Raw genomic sequence first — 13046 nt, 5'->3', positions numbered from 1 at the left:
ACCTCCTATGATCAAGACAGCAGCGAACAAGAGCCGCGCCAGCGGCCGTATCACTTTGGCCATGGTGGCCGAACGCGCCGGCGTGGCGACCATGACCGCCTCGCGCGCCATCACCCAGCCAGACATGGTGTCGCAGGCGCTGCGCGACCGGGTCGAGCAGGCCGTCGCCGAGCTGGGCTACGTGCCCAACCGCGCCGCCCGCGCGCTGGCCTCGTCGCAATCGAAGGTGATCGCGGTGCTGGTGCCGTCGCTGTCGAACGCGGTGTTCACCGAGGTGTTGGCCGGCATCCAGGACGCGCTGGACGCCGACGACTACCAGATCCTGATCGGCAATACCCGCTATTCCGACAAGGAAGAAGAAAAGCTGATCGGCACGTATTTACAGTCGAATCCCGACGGCATGCTGCTCTCCGGCCTGAGCCACAGCCCGCGGGTGCAACAGATCCTGACCAATTCGCGCGTGCCGGTGGTGTCGATGATGGACATGTCCACCGACACCACGCAGCTGACGGTGGGCTTCTCGCAGGTGCAGGCCGGCCACGCGATGACGCACTACCTGATCGAAAAAGGCCACAAGCGCATCGGCTTCATCGGCGCCCAGCTGGACGAGCGCACCCTGCGCCGCGCCGAAGGCTACCGCCAGGCCATGCGCGAAGCCGGCCTGGCCGACAGCAAGCTGGAGGTGATGGTGGGCGAGCCGTCCACCATCGCGCTGGGGGCCGAGCTGCTGGGCCGCATGCTGGCGCAGGCGCCGGACTGCGACGCCATCTTCTGCTGCAACGACGACCTGGCCCACGGCGCCGTCTACCAGTCCCAGCGGCGCGGCATCGCCGTGCCGTCGCAGCTGGCCATTTGCGGCTTCAATGATTTGCCGGCCTCGGCCTGGATGAATCCCTCGCTGACCACGGTCGCCACACCACGCTACCGCATCGGCTACGAGGCGGCCAAGCTGCTGCGCGCCGTCATCAAGGGCGAAGAGCCGGCCAGCCGCCAGATCGACCTGGGCTTCACGCTGATGGCGCGCGAAAGCGCCTGACAGCCGGCAGCTCAATCCCCGTTCGCCAGGGCGGCCAGCAAAGGCGCCGGACCCTGGCGGAATATGCGTTTGACGGTGGCGTCGTCAAAATACCGGGCATACAGGACCGGCACCACCTGCTCGGCCACCATGGCTTTGACGGCGGCGGCATAGCGCCCGCGCACGTCGGCGCCGAGGGTTTTCTTCGACAGATAGACACCGGTGAATTGCGCGGTCGCCTCCGGCAATGGGATCACCGACAGCCGGTCTTTGAAGTTGCGCGTCTTCAGGTGCCTGGCGTAAATCGGCGGCGTGGCCAGCGTGCCGTCGGCGCGGCCCATCTCCAGCTTGCCGAACACGGTCTCGAAATCGCTGACCACTTCCAGCCTGCCCGCCGAGGCCAGCAGCGCCAGCTGGGTTTCGACGGCGGCGTCATAAGCCATGCCGCGCGTCACGTTCAGTCTGCCGGTGCCGCGCGCGACAAAATCGCTCAGGCCCGCATAATGCTGGCCGGCCGGCTCCGCCAGGATCAGGTCGTACTGCAGGTAGGCGTAAGGCAGGAAGCTGGCGTAGGCGTCGCGCTCCGGCGTGCGCAGCGCGGCCAGCGTCATGTCGATGCGGCCCGCCTCCAGCTCGACGAACAGGCGCTGGCGCGGATACCAGAAGAATTCGAACTGGCAACCGGTGCGGCGCGCCATTTCCTTGACGACGTCGACCGAGATGCCGCGTATCTGCCCATCTTCGCGGAACGAGGTGTAGCCCAGGTCGCTGACGCCCACCCGCGTGACCGCCGGGCAGCCTTCGCGCGCCTGGACAGGCGCCAGGCCGAAGCACAAACCGACAGCCAGAAGTATCCGGCTACGCATCCAGCGTTTCATCATGGGTCCAGGTTGTGCAGTATCGGTGAGTGTAGCTTAGCTTGCCGCGTCTGCGCAATCCGGCGCGGCGATCGGCCGCAGCATCGTACACTGGCGCCAGAACCATCAGGAGATAAGCATGCAATTCGCAAAGCATGAAGAACTGCAACGCGCGCTGGCCGACGCCGCGCCGGACATCGTCGCGCCGCCTTTGTCGCTGGCCGCCGCGCCAGCCTTGCCTGCCGCCCAGATTGCCGACACCCACCTGAACATCGTGCGTCACAAGGATAGCGGCTGCATCCAGTTTGTATTCCCGCGCCAAGGCGCGCAGTTGCTGGCGGCGCCAATATCGCCGGCCGCCGGCCGCATGGACTGGATCCTGCAAGCGGCCTTGCGGGTGAAGGAGCGCATGACGCAGCAGATGATCGAGACCATCGAAGCGCACAACAAGCCCGAAGGCTTGCTCAGCCTGCGCCACGGCTGGCGCCAGCCGGCAACGGCGGCCGAACTGGCGGCCTCGCGCGGCCGCAAGGTGCTGCTGTTCGTGCACGGGATATTCAGCTCCATCGAAGGCGCCTTCAGCGACCTGGCTGCCGACGACACCATGCAGCGGCTGCTGGCGCAATACGACGGCCAGGTGTTCGGCTACGATCACTGGAGCATCGCCAAGACGCCGCAGCAGAATGCGCTGGACCTGCTGTCGCATCTGCCGCCCGATGCCGGCTGGCAGGCCGACATCGTCTGTCACAGCCGCGGCGGCCTGGTGGTGCGCTCGCTGCTGTCGGCCGCGCCGCACGCGCAGGACGCCGTGCTGGCCGCCATCGACCAGCAGCGCATGGGCCGTATCGCCAGCGTGGGCAAGGTCTACTTTGTGGCGGCGGCCAACCAGGGATCGCCGCTGGCGTCGCCGGACGATGTCGAACACTTCCTCAACGCGGCGGCGATGCTGGCCTCATTCAGCGGCGGCATGGCGCTGGACCTGGTGATCGGACTGGCGCGGATGGTGGTGTCGCTGGGCTTCGACCGCCCCAGCGTGGAGGCGCTGGCGAGCGGTTCGGCGTTGATCGTTCAATTGAACGAAGGCGCCACCTTGCTGACCAGCGCCAGCACCTATTACGCCCGCGCCGATTTCGATTTCGGCACCTCGGTGCTGGAGCGTACCGGCGCCCTGCTCAACCGCATGCTGCTGGAAAGCGATAACGATGTGGTCGTTCCATACAGCAGCGTGCTGCTGCCTGAGGCGCAAGTCACCGACGACCGCATGCTGAGCTTTGGCACGCCACTGCAAAAACAATCGGAGGTCTGGCATACTGAGTTTTTCAAGCAGGCGAAAGTACGTGATTTTTTAACACGCGACGCCGCGCCATAAAAAAAGGAATCGCTACTTTGCATCGCTACGCCATCGTCGATGATTACAACAAAGTAACAATTTGATACCATTGCCAACTCAGCAAGATGTTATCCTGCCGCTCCGATACGTCACAACGAGTTTTACATGAATAAATTCACGTTCCCGATAGTCCTGGTGGTCGCGGCGGTAGTGCTGGGCTGCGCGCCGATGCTCTACAACGCATATACCAACGAACTGCTGCTGCGCACAGTCATGGCGCAGACAGATAGAAACGTGAGTTTCGTCCCGCTGGCGCCTATCGTCCCCCTCACCTGCTTGTCGCTCGGCATGGTGTCGCTTCTGGCCGGCATCATCCTGGGCTGGAAAGTCAGCGCCAGGGCGGATTGAAATATCAGGCGGCGGCCTTGCGCCGCCGGCGGGCATTCTTGGGATCGGCGATCAGGGGGCGGTAGATTTCGACGCGGTCATGCTCCCGCAGCACGGTGTCCAGCGTCTTCTTCTTGGCATAGATACCGACCTGCATCGTGGCCAGGTCGACCTCGGGCACTTCCTGCAGCACGCCGCTGATGGCGATGGCCTGTTCGATGGTGGTGCCCACCGGCACCCGCAGCGCGCACAGGAACTGCACCGCGTCGCTGGCGTAGCACACTTCGATATTGAAGGTTTCAGCCGCCATAAACCGTTTCCGCCCGCTTGCAGAAGGAATCGACCATGCTGTTGGCGATCATGCCGAACACCGGCCCCACCAGCTGCGCCAGCAAGGCGCTGGAGAACTCGTAGTGCAGGTCCAGCTCGATCTTGCAGGCATCCTCGCGCAGCGCCTTGAAGGTCCACACGCCGTCCAGGCACTTGAAAGGCCCGTCCACCAGCTTCATCTTGATCTCGGTCGACGGCGTGTTTTCATTGGAGGTGGTGAAGCTTTGGCGCACCCCGTGGTAGTTGATGCCGACGCTGGCCGTCACCGTATTTCCATTGCGTTCGCGGATCTCCACGCCACCGCACCACGGCAGAAATTTGGGATAGTCCTCGATCGCGGCGACCAGATCGAACATCTGCTGCGCGCTATATCCGAGGAAAACTGATTTGTGCACTACTGCCATTGGCTAACCATTTGCTATGATGTTGAATTATTCGCGTTTCTGTGCGCGAAGCAGTAGTTTAACCGATACCATCCCATGACCATAGCCGATAACAAAAAAGCCTTTTTTGACTACTTCATCGAAGACCGCTACGAAGCGGGCATCGTCCTTGAAGGCTGGGAAGTCAAGGCCATCCGCGACGCCCGCGTGCAGATCAAGGAAGCCTACGTCACCATCAAGGGCGACGAGCTGTTCCTGTTCGGCGCCCACATCAGCGCGCTGCCGACCGCCTCCACCCACATCCACCCGGAAGCGATCCGCACCCGCAAGCTGTTGCTGCACCGCGCCGAGATGGACAAGCTGATCGGCAAGGTCGAGCGCGCCGGCTACACCTTGGTGCCGCTGAACCTGCATTACAAGGGCGGCCGCGTCAAATGTGAAATCGGCCTGGCCAAGGGTAAAAAAATGCACGACAAACGTGCCACCGAGAAAGACCGCGACGGCAAACGCGAGGTGGCGGCCGCCATGAAGACCAATCGCCGTTAAAAAAGCCCGCGACACTGTTGCGCGCCCTGTACAAAACCCGGTCCCGCACCGGGTTTTTTATTGCCCGACGAGTTTCTAATTAGAAACACCCATGCTAAACTGGCAGAAGAATGATTTCACATTCGGACTTTTGACGACGAGGCAATGATGGCGCTGAAAACTGCAATGGCTCTGGCAGCCGGTACCTTGGCCAGTCTCTTGTTGGCAGGCTGTGCGTCGCGCTACACGCCGACCCCGTTGGCGAGCAACTTCCCCACCACCAAGCAGGCCAAGCTGCAGGCGGCCTATCACTGGGGCGTCATTTCCGACAATATCGAGAAAAGCATCGTGGCCGAGCTCAAGAAGAGCCCGCCGCGCCCGGTGTTCCTGAACGAACCGCGCGAGCCGACCGCGTTCCAGCGCGCGCTGACCACCCAGCTGACCACCTCGCTGGTCAACGACGGCTACATCGTGACCCGCAGCCCGGCCGGCTCGCTGAAGATCGACATGGACGTGCAGGCCGTGACCTTCACCGCCAACCGTCCGCAATACCGCTACCACGGCGAGCGCGCGGCGCTGGCCGCCGGCGTCTGGGTGCTGAGCGAGATCGAAGCGCCGCTGCTGGCCAGCGTGGCGGCCGGCGCCGGCGCCTGGGATTCCTACGACTGGTTCAACGCCCAGTTCGCGCCCGGCGCGACGCCCCGAACCGAAATCATCGTCACCGTCTCGGTCTCCGACCAGTTCCGCTACGTGGCGCGCAGCACCTCGGCCTATTACGTGGCCGACAGCGATCGCATCCTGTATGGCATCGTCGATCCCGAGCCGGACGAACCTAAACTGACCCGACTGTACAAAGTCCGCGGAGACATGTAATGCCGACCCACGTTTTGACCCTGGCCCGCGCTTCCGTGCTGGCGCTGCCGCTGCTGCTGGGCGCCTGCTCCTCCACCCCCGTCAAGGACGAAGGCAATTATTCGACCATCTCGTCCAACCAGTTCATCGACGCCAACTACAAGGCCGCCGATTCGCTGATGCACCAGCTGAACGGCAAGCTGATGGCCGACAAGCCGCTGATCATGGCCACCATCGTCAACATCGATGCATTGGAACAGACTACGACCCTGGGCCGGCTGGTGTCCGAGCAGCTGTCGACGCGCCTGGCGCAAGGCGGCCTGAGCATGCTGGAGATGAAGCTGCGCAACAGCGTCTACCTGAAGCGCAACCAGGGCGAGCTGATGCTCACCCGCGAGATCGGCGAAGTGGCCACCGCCCACAATGCGCAGGCGATCGTGGTCGGCTCGTATGCGGAGACCTCCGACATGGTGTTCATCAACATCAAGGTGATCCAGCCGAACACCAACTTCGTGCTGGCCGGCCAGGATTACGTGCTGGCCAAGGAAGCCATCGTCCGCTCGATGTTGCAGCGGAACTGATCCGCAACTGAACTACAGCAGGCGCGGCAGCACCTCGCTGGCCGTCGCCTCCACTTTCAGGCCGATCAGGTCGTCCGCCCGGGTCTTGCCCAGGTTGATGGCGGCGATCGGCTTGCCCGTCACCGCCGCCAGCTTGCAGAAGCGGTAGCCGGAAAACACCATCAGCGACGAACCCACCACCAGCAAGGCATCAGCCTGCTCCATCATATCGAGCGCGGCCGCCGTGCGCGGCGCCGGGATGTTATCGCCGAAAAAGATCACGTCCGGCTGCAAGGTGCCGCCGCAGGCGTCGCAGGATGGCATGTGAAAGTCCTGCAGGGCGTCCAGTTCGACTTCGGCGTCGCCGTCGGGGCGGGCTTCGGGCACCACGCTGTCCACGCCGGCCGCCGCGCTGGCAGCCAGCACCGGATTGGCCTCGACCAGCCAGGCCTGGATGTCGGCGCGGCGGTGCAGCGTGCGGCAGTCCAGGCAGATCACGCCGTGGATATTCCCGTGCAACTCGATCAGCCTGCTGGTGCCGGCGCGCTGGTGCAGGCCGTCGACGTTCTGGGTGATCAGCGCATCGATGCGGCCGGCCGCCTCCAGCTGGGCCAGCGCCTGGTGGCCGGCATTGGGCGCGGCCTGGGCCAGGGTCGGCCAGCCGGCCATGCTGCGCGCCCAGTAGCGGCGCCGCACCGCCTCCGACTTGCGGAAATCCGGCCCCTGGATGGGCGTGCGGCCGCGCCGGACGCCGTCCTTGTCGCGATAATCGGGGATGCCGGAGGCGGTGCTCAGGCCGGCGCCGGTCAGCACCAGCACGCGGCGGTGCCGCTGCAGGAAGCCGGACAGATGGTCAACTTGTTCGCTCAGATTCATGCCCGCCATGTTAGCCGAGAATCGTGGTGGTAGCATGGGACCATTAAATTTCCCAACTTGTAGAACCGTTTTCGCTCGGCAAGGTATTAACGGGAAAATGGAGGATGGCGGATGCAACAAGAACGGGGCCGCACGGGCGGCCCGAACCCGGAATCGGAAGAGGTGCGCCTGCTGGCCAGGATAGCGGCCGGGGACCGTGTCGCCTTCGAAGCGCTGTATCGGGCGTATTTTCCGCGCCTGTCGCGCTTTATCGGCCGCATGGCGCGCAACGCGGCGCTGATCGAGGAAGTGGTCAACGATACCATGTTGGTGGTCTGGCAAAAGGCCGCCAGCTTCGACGGCAGCTGCAAGGTGTCCACCTGGGTCTTTGCGATCGCCTACCGCAAGACCTTGAAGGGCTTGAAGGCCAGCGACGAACCGGTGGAGTCGGATGCGTCGCTGTACGAGGACGACAGCGGCAACCAGCCGGAGCAGACCATGAAGCGCCAGCAATTGCAGCAGACCGTGGCCGAGGCGCTGGACCAGCTGCCAGCCGCCCAGCGCGCCGTGATGGTGCTAACCTACTACCACGACATGGCCTACAACGATATCGCCGAGGTAGTGGAGTGTCCGCTGAACACGGTAAAGACCCGCATGTTTCATGCGCGGCACAGATTGAAGGATTTGTTGTGGAACGAAAGAGAGAGCAGCCAATGAACGGGCGCATCTTCAGAATGGATATCCCGGCCCACCAGGCGGTGCAGGAATTGCTGCCATGGCATGCGAGCGGGCAGCTGGCACCGGAGGAAGCGCAACGGGTGCAGGAGCATTTGCAGACCTGCGCGGAGTGCCGGCGCGAGCTGGAATGGGAGCGCGAGCTGCGTGCCGAAGCCGCCGCCTCCGATGCGTTGCCGGAGGGCGTGGACATGGAACGCGCACTGGCGCGGCTGATGCCCGCGCTCGGCCCGCAGGAACACGCAGCGCCGGCGGCCCAGCCGTCGCCGGCCGTCGGCGTCGACGCCGGCGCCAGTATCAACGCCAACGCCAACGTCAGTGTGAACGTCAGCGCCGGCCGCGTATCGTGGTGGCGCGCGGCGGCGGCCAACCAGCCGTCGTGGCTGCGCTGGACCGTGGCCGCGCAATGGGTGGCGATCATCGGCCTGGGCGCGCTGCTGCTGCGCCCGGACAGCGAACCGGCGCCCTACCGCGTGCTCGGCTCGGCCGTCAGCAGCGGCGGCAACCTGGTGGTGATCTTCCAACCCGACACCACCGAACGCGAGCTGCGCCGCATCCTGCAAGCCCAGGGCGCCCGCGTGGTCGACGGTCCTACCGTGACCGACGCCTACCTGCTCAACGTGCCGGCCGCCGGCCGCGCGCAAGCTTTGCAAAGCTTGCGCGCCGACCCAGCCGTCAAGCTGGCCGAAGCACTGGATGGGAGTAGCGCACCTTGAACACCTACTGGCTCCGGCTCGGCGTGATGCTGGCCTGCCTGGCCGGGCTGGCGGGGAGTCCGCTGGCCGCCTCCGCCGCCGCACCCTCCACTGAATTGGCGCAGGCGGCGCCACCGGCCGGCGATGAAACGCTGCGCCCCGTGCTGGCGCCCGCCAGCCACGCGCCCGGCGAGCACCAGTTGCTGGTGATGCTGCGCCTGCCGGCCACGCACTTCCGTCCGGACGCCAGCTACGGCGGCCGCTACATTGACGACAGCAGCCGCGCCGCGCGCCGCCGCCGCGCCGAAGAGCTGGCCCGCCAGTACGGCCTGACGCTGGTGGACGACTGGCCGATGCCGGTGCTGGGCCTGGACTGCTACGTGATGCGCTACCCGGACCAGGACAATGCCGAACGCATCATCGCCAGGCTGGCGCGCGACCCGCAAGTGGAGTGGGCGCAGCCGGTGGCGAGCTTCGAGGGCATGGCCACCATCCCCTCCCGCAGCGCCGCCGATACCCAGCTGCCGCCGCCGCCCGCCCCCGACGCGCTCTACCCGGTGCAGCCCGCCGCCCGCTACTGGCACGTGGCCGAGCTGCACCGCCAGACCACCGGCCGCGACATCCGCATCGCCGTGGTCGACAGCGGCATCGACGGCAGCCATCCCGACCTGCTGGGCCAACTCGCGGTCAACGCCAACTTCGTCGACAACGGCGCCACCCCGGCCGAGAACCACGGCACCGCCGTGGCCGGCATCATCGCCGCGCGCGCCGGCCACGGCGGCATCGTCGGCGTGGCGCCGCAGGCCCGGCTGATGGGCTTGCGCGCCTGCTGGCAGCAGGCCGACCTGGCCACGCGCTGCAACAGCTTCACGCTCAGCAAGGCGCTCAACTACGCCATCCTGAACGGCGCCCAGATCATCAACCTCAGCCTGGCCGGTCCACCGGACCGGCTGCTGGACCGGCTGCTGGACGTGGCCGTGGAACGCGGCATCGGCGTGGTCGGCGCGGTCGACGCCAGGGCCAGCGGACCGGCCTTCCCGGCCAACCATCGCGGCGTGCTGGCGGTGGCTTCGCAGGCCGAGGCCGGCAAACAGAACGCACCGCCCAGCGCCAGCGGCGACCCGCCGCTGCTGGCGCCCGGCAACGACGTACCGACCACGGCGCCCGGCGGGCGCTGGTCTTTCGTCAGCGGCAGCTCGTACGCGGCGGCCCACGTCAGCGGCATGCTGGCGCTGATGGAGCAACTGCAGCCGAACGCCACTCCGGCGCAGTTGCGGCGTTTGCTGCAACCGGGCGAAGCACTGAACACTGTTAATATCGACGCATGCGCCACCATCTCCCGCCTGCTCCGTCATTGCAGCTGTTCCTGCGCCGCCGCCAGTCTCACGCAACGTGGCGTCGGCCCGTGACGCTGCGCGCCACGCTCGCCCTCCTTGCGATACTGCCTGTCCTGCCGATGCGGCCGGCCCTGGCGCAAACCGATATCAGCGGCAGCGTCGCGCTGCAATCGGACTACCGCTATCGCGGCCAGTCGCTCGGCGACGACCGGCCGTCGCCGCAACTCACGCTCAACCTGGACCACGCCAGCGGCTGGTACGCCGGCCTGTTCGGCAGCGGCTTTTCGATCGGCGAGGTGCACGGCGCCAAGCTGCAAGCCTATGGCGGCTATGCGCTGCGGCTGCGCTCGGGCTGGAGCGTGGAAGCCGGCTGCAGCCGCTCGACCTACACCCAGCTGCACAATAACGATTTCAACGAATGCTACGTGGGCGCGTCGGGCGAGCGCGTCACCACGCGGCTGTACTACGCGCCGCGCTACCTGGGCCGCATGACGCGCACCTTGTACGGCGAGGCCAACCTGTTCTATCCGATCCACCCCGGCTTCAACCTGGTCGCCCACGCCGGCCTGCTGCGCACGCAGCGCGGCATGGATTGGGCGGGCGCAGCGGCCAGTTCGCGCTACGACCTCCGGCTGGGCGCCAGCATCCCGTTCGGCAACTGGACGGTGCAACTGGCGCGCGAGCACACCCAGGACGACGGACTGCGCTACAACAACTACCCGGTGCGCTCGCCGCGCGCCTGGGTGCTCGGCGCCACCTACGCTTTCTGAGAATTTATTCGCGCGGCGCGGAAACCGCGCGGCGGCCGGCGGGAATCCACGGGACACCAACCCTGATCCCGAAAGGAGTCGCCATGCGCACCCGCACTAGCACCCGCACTTGCACCGCCCTGACCGCCCTCGCCCTGACTGCATGTGGCGGCGGTGGCTACGACACGCCGATGGCGGCGCCGCCGGTCGTCATGCCACCGGCCGTCGCCAGCCAGTTCAAAGTCGCCAACCTGGTCGGAGACACCGCCGGCAGCGCCGCCCAGACCGACGCCAAACTGGTCAACGCCTGGGGCATCGCCTTCAATCCGACCGGCTTTGTCTGGGTCGCCAACAACGGCAGTTCCACCTCCACCCTGTACGACGGCAACGGCGTGCCGCAAACGCTGGTGGTGGCGACGCCGCCGGCGCCGACCGGCATCGTCTACAACGGCAGCAGCGACTTCCGCGCCAGCCCGTTCATCTTCGCCACCGAGAGCGGCAAGATCGCCGCCTGGTCGCCGACGGTGGACCGCAACAACGCCCTCACCGTGTTCGACGGCGCCGGCGCGCAGGCGGTCTACAAAGGCCTGGCCATCGCCACCTGGAACAACGCCAACTACCTGTACGCGGCGGATTTCCACAACAACCGCGTCGACGTGTTCGACGCCGGCTTCAACAAGGTGACGCTGAGCGGCGCCTTCCGCGACGCCGCGCTGCCGGCCAATTACGCGCCGTTCGGCATCCAGGCCATCGGCGACCGCATCTACGTCGCCTTTGCCCAGCGCGAGAACGGCGGCGATGACGAGGTGGCCGGCACGGGGCTGGGCGCGATCGACGTGTTCGACACCGCCGGCAACCTGGTCAAGCAACTGGTCAAGGGCGGCGCGCTGAATGCGCCGTGGGGCATGGCGATGGCGCCGTCCAACTTCGGCAGCTTCAGCGGCAAGCTCCTGGTGGGGAATTTCGGCGACGGCAAGATCAACGCCTACGATGCGGCCAGCGGCGCCATGGCCGGCACGCTGTCCAAGACCGACGGCAGCGCCATCGTGGTCGACGGTTTATGGGGCATCGCCTTCGGTCCGGGCGTCAACAACCAGCCCACCAACACCCTGTTCTTCGCCGCCGGACCGGGCGACGAGACGCATGGACTCTACGGCCGCATCGATATGCTGTAAAAAAACGCTGGCCACGGCACGATTACTGAATTACAATACTCATGCCTTATAAGAAATATAAATTGCCAACAAACAACTTCACAGGGAATAACAACGATGAAAACCACGAAACTGATCAAATCCGTCGCAATCGCTGCCCTGCTGGCTGGCGGCAACGCCTTTGCCGCACCGGTCGAACTGCTGTTGAATGGCGGCTTTGAAGCCGACGTCCAGGCCGCGGGCAGCTGGAACATCTACCCCGGCCTGACCGACTGGACCGGCGGCGGCTACGGCATCGAGCTGCGCAACAACGTGGCCGGCGTGGCGGCCCAAGGCGTCAACTTCGTCGAGCTGGACACCACCCACAACAGCAGCCTGAGCCACACCGTGCTGACCAATGCCGGTCAGTTGTACACGCTGAGCTTCCAGTTCCAGGACCGCGAACACGTGGATGCCTCGTCGCAAGGCCTGGTGGTGAGCTGGGGCGGCGGCGCCGTCGACAGCGTCAACAATTCGCTGGGTGGTGGCTGGGAAACCCGCACCTACACGCTGACCGGCAACGGCTCGGCCATGGACCTGAAGTTCCTCGCCGTCGGCACCGATGACAGCCTGGGCACCTCGCTGGACAACGTATCGCTGACCACCGCCGTGCCTGAGCCGGAAACCTATGCGATGCTGCTGGCCGGCCTGGGCCTGGTGGGCTTCGCCGCCCGCCGCCGCAAAGCCGCCAAGTAATTCCGGTTACACGCCATAGCAATCCGGGGTCAGGTCCCCCATTTATTCATGAGCCCGGTTTCTACAGCCGGTCTCATGAATAAATGGGGGACCTGACCCCGGATTGTTTTTCAAGCAGCGATGCGGCCGCGCAGTTCTTCCACCGCCGCGCGCCAGTCGGCGTAGTGCTCGCTGTCGGCCCACAGTTCGCGCAACTCGGATTGCTCGGACAGGATGCGCTCGATGGCGCGGCCGGCTTTCTCGGCCAGGTCGGTGCGCACGCGGGCCTTGGCCTTGCGCGCGTCCACCCACTCGTCGACCGCCGCGCTGTCTTCGCCGCGCTCGCCGCCCTTGCCCTGCAAGCGCGCCAGCACTTCGATCGCCACCAGCGCCTCGGCCGCGAACGGCGCATCCAGCGTCTCGCCGGCATTGTCCAGCGCCATGTCCAGCGTATTTTCCACCGCCTCCAGGTTGCTGATCTGGCCCAGGTCTTCCGCCCAATCCTGCGCATAATCGTTGCCGAATGCGTCCACCGCCCATGTAGCCATCGCTGCTCCTGTCGAGGCCG

17 protein-coding genes are annotated in these 13046 nt (G+C 65.7%); 12 read left to right on the top strand and 5 right to left on the bottom strand.

Features of this window, described 5'->3' with window-relative positions:
* Positions 1–7 precede the first annotated feature (7 nt).
* The gene (locus V6M89_RS02430; protein WP_332851654.1) at positions 8–1036 is read left to right on the top strand and encodes a LacI family DNA-binding transcriptional regulator; all 1029 of its coding nucleotides are present in this window, start codon (positions 8–10) and stop codon (positions 1034–1036) included.
* Positions 1037–1047: 11 nt separating this feature from the next.
* Here V6M89_RS02430 and V6M89_RS02425 read toward each other — a convergent pair whose 3' ends face one another.
* Positions 1048–1881 carry a substrate-binding periplasmic protein gene (locus tag V6M89_RS02425; protein WP_332851653.1) on the bottom strand — a complete coding sequence of 278 codons (834 nt, stop codon included), beginning with the start codon at positions 1879–1881 and terminating at the stop codon, positions 1048–1050.
* A gap of 130 nt (positions 1882–2011) precedes the next feature.
* Between V6M89_RS02425 and V6M89_RS02420 the strand changes: the two genes are divergently transcribed.
* Both V6M89_RS02420 and V6M89_RS02415 read left to right on the top strand, forming a co-directional pair.
* Entirely contained in the window at positions 2012–3241 is a 1230-nt protein-coding gene (locus tag V6M89_RS02420; RefSeq protein ID WP_332851652.1) for an esterase/lipase family protein, read from the top strand.
* Between the two features lie 126 nt (positions 3242–3367).
* Positions 3368–3610 carry a hypothetical protein gene (locus tag V6M89_RS02415; RefSeq protein WP_332851651.1) on the top strand — a complete coding sequence of 81 codons (243 nt, stop codon included), beginning with the start codon at positions 3368–3370 and terminating at the stop codon, positions 3608–3610.
* 4 nt (positions 3611–3614) lie between these two features.
* Here the strand turns inward: V6M89_RS02415 and V6M89_RS02410 are convergent, their stop codons facing one another.
* The gene (locus V6M89_RS02410) at positions 3615–3899 is read right to left on the bottom strand and encodes an RnfH family protein (protein ID WP_332851650.1); all 285 of its coding nucleotides are present in this window, start codon (positions 3897–3899) and stop codon (positions 3615–3617) included.
* A complete protein-coding gene (locus V6M89_RS02405) occupies positions 3889–4323 on the bottom strand; it encodes a type II toxin-antitoxin system RatA family toxin (RefSeq protein ID WP_332851649.1) in 435 nt (144 codons plus the stop codon). The genes V6M89_RS02410 and V6M89_RS02405 overlap by 11 nt, the downstream gene beginning before the upstream one ends.
* Before the next feature lie 75 nt (positions 4324–4398).
* On the opposite strand from V6M89_RS02405, the gene smpB reads away from it, so the two are divergent.
* From smpB to V6M89_RS02390, 3 genes are all read left to right on the top strand, one after another.
* A complete protein-coding gene (smpB, locus tag V6M89_RS02400) occupies positions 4399–4848 on the top strand; it encodes an SsrA-binding protein SmpB (RefSeq protein WP_020702788.1) in 450 nt (149 codons plus the stop codon).
* 165 nt (positions 4849–5013) lie between these two features.
* Complete coding sequence (locus V6M89_RS02395; RefSeq protein ID WP_332851648.1) at positions 5014–5700, top strand: hypothetical protein; 687 nt, start codon at positions 5014–5016, stop codon at positions 5698–5700.
* Positions 5700–6260, top strand: a complete 561-nt coding sequence (locus V6M89_RS02390) for a FlgO family outer membrane protein (RefSeq protein WP_116988674.1) — start codon at positions 5700–5702, stop codon at positions 6258–6260. The genes V6M89_RS02395 and V6M89_RS02390 overlap by 1 nt, the downstream gene beginning before the upstream one ends.
* Positions 6261–6272: 12 nt before the next feature.
* Here V6M89_RS02390 and V6M89_RS02385 read toward each other — a convergent pair whose 3' ends face one another.
* A complete protein-coding gene (locus V6M89_RS02385) occupies positions 6273–7124 on the bottom strand; it encodes an NAD-dependent protein deacetylase (protein WP_332851893.1) in 852 nt (283 codons plus the stop codon).
* 102 nt (positions 7125–7226) lie between these two features.
* Between V6M89_RS02385 and V6M89_RS02380 the strand changes: the two genes are divergently transcribed.
* The 6 genes from V6M89_RS02380 (at position 7227) to V6M89_RS02355 (ending at position 12499) form a co-directional block, all read left to right on the top strand.
* Entirely contained in the window at positions 7227–7811 is a 585-nt protein-coding gene (locus V6M89_RS02380; protein ID WP_332851647.1) for an RNA polymerase sigma factor, read from the top strand.
* 17 nt (positions 7812–7828) lie between these two features.
* Positions 7829–8545, top strand: coding sequence for a zf-HC2 domain-containing protein (locus tag V6M89_RS02375; RefSeq protein ID WP_332851646.1), 717 nt, complete (start codon positions 7829–7831; stop codon positions 8543–8545).
* Positions 8542–9933 (top strand): S8 family peptidase, encoded by a 1392-nt coding sequence (locus tag V6M89_RS02370; protein WP_332851645.1) that lies wholly within the window; start codon positions 8542–8544, stop codon positions 9931–9933. The genes V6M89_RS02375 and V6M89_RS02370 overlap by 4 nt, the downstream gene beginning before the upstream one ends.
* Positions 9930–10631: a TorF family putative porin gene (locus V6M89_RS02365; RefSeq protein ID WP_332851644.1), complete on the top strand. Its 702-nt coding sequence runs from the start codon at positions 9930–9932 to the stop codon at positions 10629–10631. The genes V6M89_RS02370 and V6M89_RS02365 overlap by 4 nt, the downstream gene beginning before the upstream one ends.
* An 83-nt stretch (positions 10632–10714) precedes the next feature.
* Positions 10715–11785, top strand: a complete 1071-nt coding sequence (locus V6M89_RS02360; RefSeq protein ID WP_332851643.1) for a TIGR03118 family protein — start codon at positions 10715–10717, stop codon at positions 11783–11785.
* Positions 11786–11881: 96 nt separating this feature from the next.
* Positions 11882–12499, top strand: coding sequence for a PEP-CTERM sorting domain-containing protein (locus V6M89_RS02355; protein ID WP_332851642.1), 618 nt, complete (start codon positions 11882–11884; stop codon positions 12497–12499).
* Positions 12500–12609: 110 nt separating this feature from the next.
* Here the strand turns inward: V6M89_RS02355 and V6M89_RS02350 are convergent, their stop codons facing one another.
* Complete coding sequence (locus V6M89_RS02350) at positions 12610–13026, bottom strand: DUF4259 domain-containing protein (protein WP_332851641.1); 417 nt, start codon at positions 13024–13026, stop codon at positions 12610–12612.
* Positions 13027–13046: the final 20 nt, after the last annotated feature.

It is taken from the genome of Duganella sp. S19_KUP01_CR8 (assembly GCF_036688705.1).
Classification (GTDB): Bacteria; Pseudomonadota; Gammaproteobacteria; order Burkholderiales; family Burkholderiaceae_D; genus Rugamonas.
The sequence above is the reverse complement of the archived record's forward strand: the minus strand, read 5'-3'. Positions and strand labels throughout refer to the sequence as shown.

Excerpts from the sequence above, each read along its gene's own strand:
- V6M89_RS02430 (WP_332851654.1), top strand. The coding sequence starts at position 8 with ATGATCAAGACAGCAGCGAACAAGAGCCGCGCCAGCGGCCGTATCACT.
- V6M89_RS02380 (WP_332851647.1), top strand. The coding sequence starts at position 7,227 with ATGCAACAAGAACGGGGCCGCACGGGCGGCCCGAACCCGGAATCGGAA.
- V6M89_RS02385 (WP_332851893.1), bottom strand. The coding sequence starts at position 7,124 with ATGGCGGGCATGAATCTGAGCGAACAAGTTGACCATCTGTCCGGCTTC.
- V6M89_RS02405 (WP_332851649.1), bottom strand. The coding sequence starts at position 4,323 with ATGGCAGTAGTGCACAAATCAGTTTTCCTCGGATATAGCGCGCAGCAG.
- V6M89_RS02410 (WP_332851650.1), bottom strand. The coding sequence starts at position 3,899 with ATGGCGGCTGAAACCTTCAATATCGAAGTGTGCTACGCCAGCGACGCG.
- V6M89_RS02425 (WP_332851653.1), bottom strand. The coding sequence starts at position 1,881 with ATGCGTAGCCGGATACTTCTGGCTGTCGGTTTGTGCTTCGGCCTGGCG.
- V6M89_RS02395 (WP_332851648.1), top strand. The coding sequence starts at position 5,014 with ATGGCTCTGGCAGCCGGTACCTTGGCCAGTCTCTTGTTGGCAGGCTGT.
- smpB (WP_020702788.1), top strand. The coding sequence starts at position 4,399 with ATGACCATAGCCGATAACAAAAAAGCCTTTTTTGACTACTTCATCGAA.
- V6M89_RS02390 (WP_116988674.1), top strand. The coding sequence starts at position 5,700 with ATGCCGACCCACGTTTTGACCCTGGCCCGCGCTTCCGTGCTGGCGCTG.
- V6M89_RS02360 (WP_332851643.1), top strand. The coding sequence starts at position 10,715 with ATGCGCACCCGCACTAGCACCCGCACTTGCACCGCCCTGACCGCCCTC.
- V6M89_RS02350 (WP_332851641.1), bottom strand. The coding sequence starts at position 13,026 with ATGGCTACATGGGCGGTGGACGCATTCGGCAACGATTATGCGCAGGAT.
- V6M89_RS02415 (WP_332851651.1), top strand. The coding sequence starts at position 3,368 with ATGAATAAATTCACGTTCCCGATAGTCCTGGTGGTCGCGGCGGTAGTG.
- V6M89_RS02420 (WP_332851652.1), top strand. The coding sequence starts at position 2,012 with ATGCAATTCGCAAAGCATGAAGAACTGCAACGCGCGCTGGCCGACGCC.
- V6M89_RS02355 (WP_332851642.1), top strand. The coding sequence starts at position 11,882 with ATGAAAACCACGAAACTGATCAAATCCGTCGCAATCGCTGCCCTGCTG.
- V6M89_RS02375 (WP_332851646.1), top strand. The coding sequence starts at position 7,829 with ATGGATATCCCGGCCCACCAGGCGGTGCAGGAATTGCTGCCATGGCAT.